The organism is Pseudomonas sp. NLJ1 (assembly GCF_049486705.1).
GTDB lineage: Bacteria > Pseudomonadota > Gammaproteobacteria > Pseudomonadales > Pseudomonadaceae > Aquipseudomonas > Aquipseudomonas inefficax.
The window spans coordinates 2,184,302-2,197,590 of sequence record NZ_CP137735.1 but is presented as its reverse complement, the minus strand read 5'-3'; the positions used below and the strand labels follow the sequence as shown (position 1 = coordinate 2,197,590).

Below are 13,289 nucleotides of genomic sequence, written 5' to 3'. Positions count from 1 at the left end.
TTGGATGGCACCGGCTTCGCCGGTGTTCGCGGGTGAACCCGCTCCCACAGGTACCGCGCAAACCTGGGGAGCGGCGCCGATCAGGCCTTGTTCAGATACATCCGCGTAGTCAGCAGATAAACCGGCAACCCCGACACCACTATCAGCAGAGCCGCATATGGCGCCGCCGCTGCAAACTCGACGTTGGCCGTGTGCGCCCATACCTCGGTGGCCAGGGTAGTCATGCCGGTGGGGCTGAGCAGCAAGGTCGCTGTCAGCTCCTTCATGGCATCCAGGAACACCAGGGCAAAGGCTGCCGCCATGGCCGGGAAAATGATCGGTAGGGTTACCCGGCAGAAAGCTGCAAAGCTGTTTGCGCCCAAGGTTCGCGCGGCTTCTTCCAGCGTCGGCGAAGCCTTGTTCAGCGCGGTGCGCACCGGCGATTGCGCCAGTGGCAGGAACAGCAGCGCATAGGCCAGCAGCAACAGTGCCGTGGTCTGGTACAGCGCCGGCACGTAATGCAGGGCGAAGAACACCAGGGTCAGGGCAATCACCAGGCCGGGCAGGGCGTGCAGAAGGTACGGCAGGCGCTCGGCCCAGATTGCCAGGCGGCCCTTGTAGCGCACCACCAGGAAGCTGATCGGCAGGGCCAGTAGCACGCAGAAACCGGCACCACCCAGCGACACCGACAACGAGGTGAACAGCGCCTTGGAAATGGCTGCCACAGGGAATGCCGCCGACGAACCCACGCTCAGCCAGTAGCCGAGCATGGCCAGCGGAATACCGCTGCCCAATACCGCCAGGCCCACGCAGAACAATTGCGCCGGCACTGACCAGCCACGCAACCGCACCGGTTGCGCACGACGCGCCACACCCTGGCCGATGCGCACATGGCGGGCCTTGCCACGTACCCGCAGTTCAAGCCACAGCATCACCAGGCACATCGCCAACAATACGGCGGACAGCATGGCCGCATTGGCGTTGCTGAACTCCAGTTCGAACTGTTGGTAGATCGCCGTGGTGAAGGTTTGCAGGCCGAGGATCGACAAGGCGCCGAACTCCACCAGCATGTGCAGGGCGATCAGCAGCGCGCCGCCCAGCATCGATGGCCACAGCAGCGGCAGGGTGACCTTGACGAATACGCCCCAGCGGCTGCAACCCAGCGTACGTGCCGACTCCTCCAGCGAGGTATCGAGGTTGCGCAGGGTTGCGGCCACCGGCAGGAACACCAGCGGGTACTTGGACAGGGCCATGACCATGATCGCTCCGCCCAGCCCTTCGAAGCCCGAGCTCAGTGACACCCAGGTGAAGCTGCTGACGAAAGACGGTACGGCAAACGGCAGGCATAGCACCACGCCCCACAATCGGCGGCCGGCCAGATTACTGCGCTCCAGCAGCCAGGCCAGGGCCAGGCCGACTACCATGCAGGTCAGCGTCACCCCGACCATCAGCATCAGGGTGTTGCGCATCAGTCCCCAGACAAACGGCCGCCACAGCAGGTGCAAGGCTTCGCGCCAGCCGGCCTCCCAGGCTTTCATGGCAACGTACAGCAAAGGCAGCAAACTCATCGCTACCAGGAACAGCACAGGCAGCACCACCCAGACGGAGGGGCGCTTGCGGCGTGGTACGAAGCGTACCGGCACTGGTTCGGTCAGGGCGGCAGTCATCAGAGCAGGCCGACCTCGCGCTCAAGCTCGATCGCTTCCTCGGCATTGCCCAGGTCGGCTGGAGAGATCTTCGGCGGGCGCAGGTCTTCAAACGGCTTCAGGCCACGGTCGGAGACCATGCCTTTGTGCAGTGGGTACTCGGCGGTGGTCTGGGTGATCACGCGCTGGCCTTCTTCGCTGGCCATCCAGTTGAGCAGGGCCTGGGCTTCTTTCGGGTGCTTGCTGGCCTTGACCACGGCTGCGCCGGAAATGGTGACCAGGTTGCCGGCATCGCCATCGGCCAGGTAGTAGAGCTTGGTGTCCAGCTTGCCGCGCTCGCGCTCGAGCGCATACCAGTAATAGTTGTTCACCAGTACCGCAGCCACTTCGCCTTTTTCCACGGCTTTGAGGGCGACCATGTTGTTGGTGTAGGTCTTGCCGAATGCCTTCAGGCCGGTCAGCCATTCTTCGGTGGCTTCACGGCCGTGCATCTTCAGGATGGCCACGGCCTGTTCCTGAAAAGCGCCGCTGGTGGGCACATAGCCGACGCGGCCTTCCCACTCGGGGTTGGCGAAGTCCATCACTGTGGTCGGCAAGTCTTTCTCGTCGACTTTCTTCGGGTTGAACACGACGATGCGCGTACGGGCGGTAATGCCCATCCAGGTGCCGTTGGCGCCAACGTACTCCTTGGGCATCATGTTCGCGGTGGCGTCGTCGATCTTCGCCAGCAGGCCCAGTTCGCCCAGGTTGTTCAGGGGAGGGGACTCTTCGGTATAGATGATGTCGGCCGGCGAGCGTTCGCCTTCCTCGATGATCTGGCTGGCCAGCTGGTTGCTGCTGCCCTTGCGGATATTGATGTGGACGCCGGTCTTGGCCTCGTAGGCCTGGGCGATGGCTTCGCCGATTTCCTTGTGCTGACCGTTGTACATGGTCAGGGTGACTGGTGCGTCTGCCATGGCGGCCGGAGCGCCGATGACCAGGCTCAGCGCGGCGGCGGCCAAGGTACGCATCAGCGGTTGCGGGCGGATCGTCATGCGGGTACTTCCTCGCTTACGGCTACATATTTGGAAACAATGGTAAACGAAATCGTTTCTCAAGTGGCCGGGTGACGAGAAATTCATGGTCAGACCATGGTGCAAGAGCCTGAAGGTGGGTTGGCTGTGCTGGCCTCTTCGCGGCTAAAGCCGCTCCCACAGGGGGGGCACAGGTCTGTACCTGTGGCCGAAAGAGGGGAGGGATACAAAAATCGCAGGCAAGAAAAAACCCACTAGCAAGCTAGTGGGTTTTTGTATGGTGCCCAGGAGAAGACTCGAACTTCCACGACCGTTAAGTCACTGATACCTGAAACCAGCGCGTCTACCAATTCCGCCACCTGGGCAAAGCTTTGCATCATCTGGAGAAGGCGACTATCGTTCGCTTTCACACAGTAGTAACAGATCCTTGGTCATCTGTTACTTGAAAATATTTGGTGCCCAGGAGAAGACTCGAACTTCCACGGCCGTTAAGCCACTGATACCTGAAACCAGCGCGTCTACCAATTCCGCCACCTGGGCACACATTCGAGATTACCTGATGCTTTACAGCGTCGCTCATCTCTACTACAACTTCGGGGTTGTCCGTCGTTGTGGTGCGCACTATACGGACGGTCCTGGAGGCTGTAAACCCCCAAAGCAAAAAAAATTTCAAAAAATTCAACTTGTTGATTCCGCAGGCCTATTCCTGCTCGCCGGGTATGCCCGTGGGGCTGTCCAAGGCTGACATTTCCGGTTTCAATACGCCTATGCCAGAATTCATATCTATATACCCCAAGGTGAACCCCTTCTGATGGCCGATTGGCAATCCCTCGATCCCGAGGCCGCTCGCGAAGCGGAAAAATACGACAACCCCATTCCCAGCCGTGAGCTGATCCTGCAGCGCCTTGCCGACCGTGGCGAACCCGCTGCGCGCGAGGAGCTGGCGAAAGAGTTTGGTCTGTATGAAGAAGACCAGATCGAAGCCCTGCGCCGCCGCCTGCGTGCCATGGAGCGCGATGGCCAGCTTATCTATACCCGGCGCGGCACTTATGCCCCGGTAGACAAACTGGACCTGATCTGCGGTCGGGTCTCCGGTCACCGCGACGGCTTCGGCTTCCTTATCCCGGACGACGGCAGCGAAGACCTGTTCCTCAGCCCGTCGCAGATGCGCCTGGTGTTCGACGGCGACCGCGGCCTGGCCCGGGTCTCTGGCGTCGACCGCCGTGGCCGCCGCGAAGGCGTGCTGGTCGAAGTCATCTCCCGTGCCCATGAGAGCGTGGTCGGCCGTTACTTCGAAGAAGGCGGTATCGGCTACGTGACCCCGGATAACCCGAAGATCCAGCAGGAAGTGCTGGTCACCGCCGGGCGCAACGGTGGCGCGAAGATCGGCCAGTTCGTCGAGATCAAGATCACCCACTGGCCCACCCCGCGCTTCCAGCCGCAGGGCGACGTGGTCGAGGTCATCGGCAACTATATGGCGCCGGGCATGGAGATCGACGTTGCCCTGCGCAGCTACGATATCCCGCACATCTGGCCCAAGGATGTGATCAAGGAAGCGCGCAAGTTCCGCTCCGAAGTCGAAGAGAAGGACAAGGAGAAGCGCGTCGACCTGCGCCACCTGCCGTTCGTCACCATCGACGGCGAGGACGCCCGCGACTTCGACGACGCCGTCTATTGCGAGCCGCTGGGCAAGCTGCGGCTGTTCTCGGGTGGCTGGCGCCTGTATGTGGCCATCGCCGATGTGTCCAGCTACGTGCGCCTGGGTTCGGCCCTGGATGTCGAGGCCCAGCAGCGCGGCAACTCGGTGTACTTCCCCGAGCGCGTGGTGCCGATGCTCCCGGAAGAGCTGTCCAACGGCCTGTGTTCGCTGAACCCGCATGTCGATCGCCTGGCAATGGTCTGCGAAATGACCATGAACAAAGCCGGCCAGATGGTCGACTACCAGTTCTACGAAGGCGTAATCCACTCCCACGCCCGCCTGACCTACAACAAGGTCAGCAGCATGCTCGAGCACTCGCGTACCCGTGAGGGCAAGGCGCTGCGCGAAGAGTACAAGGCTGTCGTGCCGGACCTGAAGAACCTGTACAACCTGTACAAGGTGCTGGTGGATGCACGTCACACCCGGGGTGCGATCGACTTCGAGACCCAGGAAACCCGCATCATCTTCGGTGACGAGCGCAAGATCGCGGAGATCCGCCCGACCGTGCGCAACGACGCCCACAAGCTGATCGAGGAATGCATGCTGGCGGCCAACGTTGCCACTGCCGAGTTCTTGCAGAAGCATGGCGTGCCGGCCCTGTACCGTGTGCATGACGGCCCGCCGCCAGAACGCCTGGAAAAACTGCGCGCTTTCCTCGGCGAGCTGGGCCTGAGCCTGCACAAGGGCAAGGACCCGTCGCCGAAGGATTACCAGGCCCTGCTGGCGAGCATCGCCGGGCGCCCGGACTTCCACCTGATCCAGACCGTGATGTTGCGCTCGTTGAGCCAGGCGGTGTACAGCACCGAAAACAACGGCCACTTCGGCCTGAACTACGAGGCGTACACCCACTTCACCTCGCCGATCCGGCGTTACCCGGACCTGCTGGTGCACCGCGCCATCCGCAGCATCATCCGCTCCAGGGTGGATACCCCGCATGTCAAGCGTGCCGGCGCCATGAGCATCCCCAAGGCGCGTATCTACCCGTACGACGAAAACACCCTCGAGCAGCTCGGCGAGCAGTGCTCGATGACCGAGCGCCGGGCCGATGAAGCCACTCGTGATGTGGTCAACTGGCTCAAGTGCGAGTTCATGAAGGACCGCGTGGGCGAGACCTTCCCGGGTGTGATCACTGCGGTGACCGGTTTCGGCCTGTTCGTCGAGCTGACCGACATCTATGTGGAAGGCCTGGTGCATGTCAGTGCGCTGCCGGGCGACTACTACCACTTCGACCCGGTGCACCACCGCCTGTCTGGCGAGCGTACCGGACGCAGCTTCCGCCTGGGCGACACCATCGAAGTCAAGGTCATGCGCGTCGACCTGGACGAGCGCAAGATCGACTTCGAGGTGTCGGAAAAGACCCTGGCCGCACCGATCGGTCGCAAGCAGCGTGGCGCTGCGCCAACCGCCGACAAGGTTGAACAGCAGCAGCCGGTGACCGAAGCGAAAGCCTCGCCGAAGCCGCGCAGCCGCAAGAGCGAAGCGTCCGAGGCGTATTTCCCGAAAGACGCCGTGCAGCGCAACGCCGAAGTGCGCAAGAGCCGCGAAATGAAGAAGGCGCTGATGAGCGAGGCGCGCAGTGGCGGCCATGCCGGCAGCAAGTCGGACAAGGGTGGCAAGGCCTCGGCGTCCGGCAAGCCGACCAAGCACCGTAAAGGCCCGCCGAAGTCCGGCGCGCCCCGCAAGAGCAAGAGCAAGTCATGAGTCAGCTGGAAAAGATCTACGGCGTGCATGCCGTACAGGCATTGCTGCAGCACCATCCGAAGCGGGTCAAGCAGATCTGGCTGTCGGAAGGGCGTAGCGAGCCGCGCCTCCAGGCGCTGCTGGCGTTGGCCGCGGAAAATCGCGTGGCGGTCGGCCAGGCCGAGCGCCGTGAGATGGATGCCTGGGTAGAGGGTGTGCATCAGGGCGTGGTCGCCGAGGTGAGTCCGAGCCAGGTCTGGGGCGAATTGATGCTCGAGGAGTTGCTCGAGCGCACCGAAACACCCCCTCTGATCCTGGTGCTGGACGGCGTGACCGACCCACACAACCTTGGCGCCTGCCTGCGTACCGCCGATGCCGCCGGTGCCACGGCGGTGATCGTGCCCAAGGACAAGTCCGCGACCCTGACCCCGGTTGTGCGCAAGGTGGCCTGCGGCGCGGCGGAGGTGATCCCGCTGGTGGCCGTGACCAACCTGGCGCGCACTCTGGAGAAACTGCAGCAGCGGGGCCTGTGGGTGGTCGGTACCGCCGGCGAGGCCGAGCAGGAGATCTACCAGCAGGACCTGACCGGGCCGCTGGTGATGATCATGGGCGCGGAAGGCAAGGGCATGCGCCGGTTGACCCGCGAGCATTGCGATTTCCTGGTCAAGTTGCCGATGGGCGGTAGTGTCAGCAGCCTGAACGTGTCGGTGGCGACCGGCGTGTGCCTGTTCGAGGCTGTGCGTCAGCGCCAGGCCAAGCGCTGATCTATAGCCTGCACCGGCCTCTTCGCGGGTAAACCCGCTCCCACAGGGATCGCACAAGGCCTGAGTCCTGTGGAGTACCTGTGGGAGCGGGTTTACCCGCGAAAGGGCCGGCAGTCTGTAATGTGTTTCAGGCTGTTCAAATATTCGCCAATTACCTTGCTTGTGCGCCCCGCCTTCTCTACAATTGCGCCCCTTGCCGAGCTGGCAGGCGCACATGTGCCTCCCCTCCGTGCAAGACATACAGTGTCATTCACTCCTTGTCTGACCAGATTCACTGGCAGACTACTAACCCGTAAGGAGCATTCATGCGTCATTACGAAATCATCTTCCTGGTTCACCCGGACCAGAGCGAACAAGTCGGCGGCATGGTTGAGCGTTACACCAAGCTGATCGAAGAAGATGGTGGCAAGATCCACCGCCTGGAAGACTGGGGCCGTCGTCAACTGGCCTACGCAATCAACAATGTTCACAAGGCTCACTACGTGATGCTGAACGTTGAGTGCACCGGCAAGGCCCTGGCCGAGCTGGAAGACAACTTCCGCTACAACGATGCCGTTATCCGTAACCTGGTCATCCGTCGCGACGAAGCCGTTACCGGCCAGTCCGAGATGCTGAAGGCTGAAGAGAACCGCAGCGAGCGCCGTGAGCGTCGCGAGCGTCCTGAGCATGCTGACTCCGCCGAAGGCGACGACAGCAATGACAGCGACTCCAGCGATAACGCTGACGAGTAATCCACGGACCTTTAGAGGAGCCTATTAAATGGCACGTTTCTTCCGTCGTCGTAAATTCTGCCGCTTCACTGCTGAAGACGTGAAAGAGATCGACTTCAAAGATCTCAACACCCTGAAAGCTTACGTATCCGAAACCGGCAAGATCGTTCCAAGCCGTATCACCGGTACCAAAGCTCGTTATCAGCGTCAGCTGGCTACCGCTATCAAGCGCGCCCGCTTCCTGGCCCTGCTGCCCTACACCGACAGCCACGGCCGCTGAGACCGGGTCGTCGACAAGCAGTAAGGGATTAGCATGCGAGCGTTAGCAAGTTTCATCATGCGCGGTCGTGTGCAGGCCACCCTGGTGGTGGTCATCAGCGCGGTACTGCCGCTGCTGTTCTGGTTGAGTGCCGCTGCCGGCAGCCTTGTGCTGCTGCGGCGTGGTTTCAAGGATGCTACAACGGTCATCGCCGGCGGCCTGCTGGCCGGGCTGGCCGTGTGGGTCATGGGCGATCCCATCACCTTTCTGGTGATTGCGGGTGCCCTGGCCCTGGCCGCCATGTTGCGTGCCGAGCATCCCTGGAGCCGGGTGTTGCTCGCCAGTGCCGTGTTCGCCGTGGCGTTTAGCCTCGTGCTTGATCTGGCGCTGGCGCAAACCTTCGATGTGCTGGCCAAGGCGTTTGCCGAAGCCATGCCGAAAATCGAAGGGCAGCCGGTGCTCTCCGGTGAGCTGATCCGCCCTGTGCTGGTCGCTTCCACAGCAGTGACGGTGCAATTGTTCAGTGTGCTGGCGTTGATGCTGGCGCGCTATTGGCAGGCAGCGTTGTACAACCCTGGAGGCTTCGGTCGCGAGTTTCGCGAACTGAAGTTGCCGAAACAGACCATGGCGGTCTTGGTGGCAGTGATGGTGGTGGCCCCGTTCATCGGGTCGCAGTTCATCGTCCTGGCATCGGCCTCGAGCCTGGTACTGGTGCTGGCCGGCATCGCCTTGATGCACGGGCTGGTGGCACAGGGTCGACTGGCCGGTTTCTGGCTGGTGGGCATGTACGTGACGCTCCCGCTGATCATGCAGCTGATTTATCCGTTGTTGATGGTTTTGGCCATTGTCGACAGCCTGATTGATTTTCGCGGTCGCAAGTCCCCCAAGGGGAATGACTCCGCGAACGGTGAAGGTTAAAAGTTAAGAGGTTTTACCAAATGGAACTGATCCTGCTGGAAAAAGTCGCTAACCTGGGCAACCTGGGCGACAAAGTAAAAGTTAAGGCTGGTTACGGCCGTAACTTCCTGCTGCCATTCGGCAAGGCCACCGTTGCCAACGCCGCCAACCTGGCCGCGTTCGAAGAGCGTCGCGCCGAGCTGGAAAAAGCAGCTGCTGACAAGAAAGCTTCGGCTGAAAGCCGCGCTGCCCAACTGGCCGAGCTGGAAGTGACCATCACTGCCACCGCTGGCGACGAAGGCAAGCTGTTCGGTTCGATCGGCACCCACGACATCGCTGACGCCCTGACCGCCTCCGGCGTTGAAGTGGCCAAAGCTGAAGTTCGTCTGCCGAACGGCACCATCCGTCAGGTTGGCGAATACGACGTAGCCGTGCACCTGCACAGCGACGTTGAAGCCACTGTACGCGTGGTCGTCGTAGCTGCCTAAGCTGCGCTGACTGTCTGGCTCCTTGCGGGTCAGGCGGTTAACATCGGGCACGGTCCTGTTTTCGACAGGCCGTGCCCTTTGTCTTTTTCGTCCTCCAGAATTCTTTCGTGGCCATGAACGAGATCACCACCTCCGAACAGCTTGACCTGCAAACCGCAGCCCTGAAGGTGCCGCCGCATTCCATCGAGGCCGAACAGGCCGTGCTCGGTGGCCTGATGCTGGACAACAACGCCTGGGAGCGGGTGCTGGACCAGGTATCGGACGGCGACTTCTACCGGCATGACCACCGCCTGATCTTCCGAGCCGTGCACAAGTTGGCCGACGCCAACCAGCCATTCGACGTGGTGACCCTGCACGAGCAGCTGGACAAGGAAGGCCTGTCCTCGCAAGTCGGTGGCCTGGCGTACCTGGCCGAGCTGGCCAAGAACACCCCGTCGGTGGCCAACATCAAGGCCTACGCTGCGATCATTCGCGAGCGGGCGACGTTGCGTCAGCTGATCAGTATCAGTACCGACATCGCTGACAACGCGTTCAACCCACAGGGGCGCAACGCCGCGGAAATCCTCGATGATGCCGAACGGCAGATCTTCCAGATCGCCGAAGCCCGGCCGAAGACCGGTGGCCCGGTAGGCGTCAACGAACTGTTGACCATGGCCATCGACCGCATCGACACGCTGTTCAACTCCGACAGCGACATCACCGGCGTATCCACCGGCTTTACCGACCTCGACGAGAAGACCAGCGGCCTGCAGCCAGCCGACCTGATCATCGTTGCCGGCCGACCGTCGATGGGCAAGACCACCTTCGCCATGAACCTGGTGGAAAACGCCGTACTGCGTACCGACAAGGCGGTACTGGTGTTCTCCCTCGAGATGCCAGGTGAATCGCTGATCATGCGTATGCTCTCGTCCCTGGGCCGTATCGACCAGACCAAGGTGCGTTCCGGCCAGCTGGACGACGACGACTGGCCACGCCTGACCTCGGCGGTGAACCTGCTAAACGATCGCAAGCTGTTCATCGACGATACCGCCGGCATCAGCCCCTCGGAGATGCGCGCGCGTACCCGCCGCCTGGCCCGCGAGCACGGCGAAATCGCCATGATCATGGTCGACTACCTGCAGCTGATGCAGATCCCGGGTTCGGCCGGTGACAACCGGACCAACGAAATTTCCGAGATCTCCCGCTCGCTCAAGGCACTGGCCAAGGAGTTCAACTGCCCGGTCATCGCCCTGTCGCAGCTGAACCGCTCGCTGGAACAGCGCCCGAACAAACGCCCGGTGAACTCCGACTTGCGTGAATCCGGTGCAATCGAGCAGGACGCCGACGTGATCATGTTCGTGTATCGCGACGAGGTGTACCACCCCGAGACCGAGCACAAGGGGGTGGCGGAAATAATCATCGGTAAGCAGCGTAACGGCCCCATCGGCTTCGTGCGCCTGGCCTTCATCGGCAAGTACACCCGCTTCGAGAACCTTGCGCCGGGCATGTACAACTTCGACGACGACGAATAAGCCCAGGGGCAGAGGCGGTCACTGTGGGAGCGGGTTCACCCGCGAACACGGGCGCAGCCCGTGCCATCCACCGCGTAGCCTTCTTCGCGGGTAAACCCGCTCCCACAGCGGATGGAGTCTCTTTCGTCAAGCAACCATGAATCCGACAACCATCGTCGGATTTGGTCAAATTTTGTGCTATATTCCGCGCCCGCGATTTCCCTGCACACCAGAACCGGTCACTGACATGCAAGCAGCCAAACCACTCTACGACTATCCCAAGTACTGGGCCGAATGCTTCGGGCCAGCACCTTTCCTGCCGATGAGCAGGGAGGAGATGGATCTGCTCGGCTGGGATTCCTGCGACATCATCATCGTGACCGGTGATGCCTACGTCGACCATCCGTCGTTCGGCATGGCCATCATCGGCCGCCTGCTGGAGGCCCAGGGCTTCCGGGTGGGCATCATCGCCCAGCCGAACTGGCAGTCGAAAGACGACTTCATGAAGCTCGGCGAGCCGAACCTGTTCTTCGGCGTGGCCGCGGGCAACATGGACTCGATGATCAACCGCTACACCGCGGACAAGAAGATCCGGTCCGACGATGCCTACACCCCTGGTGGCCAGGCTGGCAGCCGTCCGGACCGCGCCAGCCTGGTGTACAGCCAGCGCTGCAAGGAAGCCTACAAGCATGTGCCGATCGTACTGGGCGGCATCGAGGCCTCGCTGCGCCGCATCGCCCACTACGACTACTGGCAGGACAAGGTCCGCCACTCGATCCTGATCGACGCCAGCGCCGACATCCTGCTGTTCGGCAACGCCGAGCGTGCGGTGGTCGAGGTGGCCCAGCGCCTGTCCAACGGCGAAAAGATCGAGACCATCACCGATGTGCGCGGCACTGCTTTCGTGCGTCGCGACACGCCTCAGGGCTGGTACGAGATCGATTCGACCCGCATCGACCGCCCGGGCCGCGTCGACAAGATCATCAACCCGTACGTGAATACCCAGGACACCCAGGCCTGTGCCATCGAACAGGCCAAGGGCGACCAGGAGGACCCGAACGAAGCCAAGGTCGTGCAGATTCTCGACAGCCCGAGCATGACCCGGGAAAAGTCGGTGATCCGCCTGCCGTCGTTCGAGAAGGTGCGTAACGACCCGGTACTCTATGCCCATGCCAACCGGGTGCTGCACCTGGAGACCAACCCGGGCAACGCCCGCGCCCTGGTGCAGAAACACGGCGAAGTGGATGTGTGGTTCAACCCGCCACCCATCCCCATGAGCACCGAGGAAATGGACTACGTGTTCGGCATGCCCTATGCCCGTGTGCCGCACCCTGCCTACGGCAAGGAGCGCATTCCGGCCTATGAGATGATCCGTTTCTCGGTGAACATCATGCGTGGCTGCTTCGGTGGCTGCACCTTCTGCTCGATCACCGAGCACGAAGGCCGCATCATCCAGAACCGCTCGCACGAGTCGATCCTGCACGAAATCGAAGAGATGCGTGACAAGGTGCCGGGCTTCACCGGCGTGGTCTCCGACCTTGGTGGCCCGACTGCCAACATGTACCGCATCGCCTGCAAGAGCCATGACATCGAGAAGCACTGCCGCAAGCCGTCGTGCGTGTTCCCGGGCATCTGCGAAAACCTCAACACCGACCACAGCTCGCTGATCGAGCTGTACCGCAAGGCTCGTGCCCTGCCGGGTGTGAAGAAGATCCTGATTGCCTCGGGCCTGCGTTATGACCTGGCGGTGGAGTCGCCGGAGTATGTCAAGGAGCTGGTCACCCACCATGTCGGCGGTTACCTGAAGATTGCCCCGGAGCACACCGAGCGTGGCCCGCTGGACAAGATGATGAAGCCGGGCATCGGCACCTATGACCGCTTCAAGCGCATGTTCGAGAAGTTCTCGAAAGAGGCGGGCAAGGAGCAGTACCTGATCCCGTACTTCATCGCCGCGCACCCGGGCACTACCGACGAAGACATGATGAACCTGGCCCTGTGGCTGAAAGGCAACGGCTTCCGAGCCGACCAGGTGCAGGCGTTCTACCCGTCGCCGATGGCCTCGGCCACGGCCATGTATCACTCGGGCAAGAACCCGCTGCGCAAGGTGACCTACAAGAGCGAAGGTGTGGAGATCGTCAAGAGCGAGGAGCAGCGCCGGCTGCACAAGGCGTTCTTGCGTTATCACGACCCGAAGGGCTGGCCGATGCTGCGTGAAGCGCTGCAGCGCATGGGCCGTGCCGACTTGATCGGGCCGGGCAAGCACCAGCTGATCCCGCTGCACCAGCCGCAGAGCGATACCTACCAGAGTGCGCGCCGCAAGAACTCGACCCCGGCGGGTAGCCACAAAGTGGGCAAGGAGCAGAAGGTCCTTACCCAGCACACAGGTCTGCCGCCGCGTGGCAGCGATGGCAGCAAGCCGTGGGACAAGCGTGAAAAGGCCAAGGCCGAAGCGTTTGCGCGTAACCAGCAGGCGGCCAAGGAGCGCAAGGAAGCGGGCAAGGGTGGTGGCGGCAAGAGCAAGAAGCCGCGTCAGCCGGTCATCCCGCGCTGATCTTGAAAGCTACATGGAACCCTGTGGGAGCGGGCGTGCCCGCGAATGCGATGGTGGATTCACTGCCGCATTCGCGGGCACGCCCGCTCCCACAGGTTAGGTGTTCGGCCTGC

At 62.0% G+C, this 13,289-nt stretch carries 10 protein-coding genes and 2 tRNA genes; 8 read left to right on the top strand and 4 right to left on the bottom strand.

The features are described 5' to 3' along the window. Positions 1-80 precede the first annotated feature (80 nt). The 4 genes from R9B85_RS09885 to R9B85_RS09870 form a co-directional block, all read right to left on the bottom strand. Positions 81-1,646, bottom strand: coding sequence for an ABC transporter permease (locus tag R9B85_RS09885; RefSeq protein WP_112253677.1), 1,566 nt, complete (start codon positions 1,644-1,646; stop codon positions 81-83). Then, positions 1,646-2,659 carry an extracellular solute-binding protein gene (locus tag R9B85_RS09880; RefSeq protein WP_133975738.1) on the bottom strand — a complete coding sequence of 338 codons (1,014 nt, stop codon included), beginning with the start codon at positions 2,657-2,659 and terminating at the stop codon, positions 1,646-1,648. Before R9B85_RS09880 ends, R9B85_RS09885 begins: the two co-directional genes overlap by 1 nt. A 257-nt stretch (positions 2,660-2,916) precedes the next feature. Beyond that, positions 2,917-3,003: transfer RNA gene (locus R9B85_RS09875), tRNA-Leu, on the bottom strand. 88 nt (positions 3,004-3,091) lie between these two features. After that, positions 3,092-3,178, bottom strand: a tRNA-Leu gene (locus R9B85_RS09870). 271 nt (positions 3,179-3,449) lie between these two features. Here R9B85_RS09870 and rnr point away from each other — a divergent pair. From rnr to R9B85_RS09830, 8 genes are all read left to right on the top strand, one after another. Then, positions 3,450-6,038: a ribonuclease R gene (rnr, locus tag R9B85_RS09865; RefSeq protein WP_423770995.1), complete on the top strand. Its 2,589-nt coding sequence runs from the start codon at positions 3,450-3,452 to the stop codon at positions 6,036-6,038. Next, positions 6,035-6,781: a 23S rRNA (guanosine(2251)-2'-O)-methyltransferase RlmB gene (gene rlmB / locus R9B85_RS09860; RefSeq protein ID WP_110745923.1), complete on the top strand. Its 747-nt coding sequence runs from the start codon at positions 6,035-6,037 to the stop codon at positions 6,779-6,781. The genes rnr and rlmB overlap by 4 nt, the downstream gene beginning before the upstream one ends. 305 nt (positions 6,782-7,086) lie before the next feature. Then, a complete protein-coding gene (rpsF, locus tag R9B85_RS09855) occupies positions 7,087-7,512 on the top strand; it encodes a 30S ribosomal protein S6 (RefSeq protein ID WP_003249557.1) in 426 nt (141 codons plus the stop codon). Positions 7,513-7,540: 28 nt separating this feature from the next. Then, entirely contained in the window at positions 7,541-7,771 is a 231-nt protein-coding gene (gene rpsR, locus R9B85_RS09850) for a 30S ribosomal protein S18 (RefSeq protein WP_003249563.1), read from the top strand. 33 nt (positions 7,772-7,804) lie between these two features. Then, complete coding sequence (locus R9B85_RS09845) at positions 7,805-8,668, top strand: hypothetical protein (protein ID WP_085627323.1); 864 nt, start codon at positions 7,805-7,807, stop codon at positions 8,666-8,668. 20 nt (positions 8,669-8,688) lie between these two features. After that, on the top strand, positions 8,689-9,135 hold the full coding sequence (gene rplI / locus R9B85_RS09840) for a 50S ribosomal protein L9 (protein ID WP_003249568.1): 447 nt from the start codon (positions 8,689-8,691) through the stop codon (positions 9,133-9,135). A gap of 113 nt (positions 9,136-9,248) precedes the next feature. Then, complete coding sequence (dnaB, locus tag R9B85_RS09835) at positions 9,249-10,646, top strand: replicative DNA helicase (RefSeq protein ID WP_112253795.1); 1,398 nt, start codon at positions 9,249-9,251, stop codon at positions 10,644-10,646. A 226-nt stretch (positions 10,647-10,872) separates the two neighbouring features. Further along, positions 10,873-13,176 (top strand): YgiQ family radical SAM protein, encoded by a 2,304-nt coding sequence (locus tag R9B85_RS09830; protein WP_112253671.1) that lies wholly within the window; start codon positions 10,873-10,875, stop codon positions 13,174-13,176. The last annotated feature ends 113 nt before the right edge of the window (positions 13,177-13,289 follow it).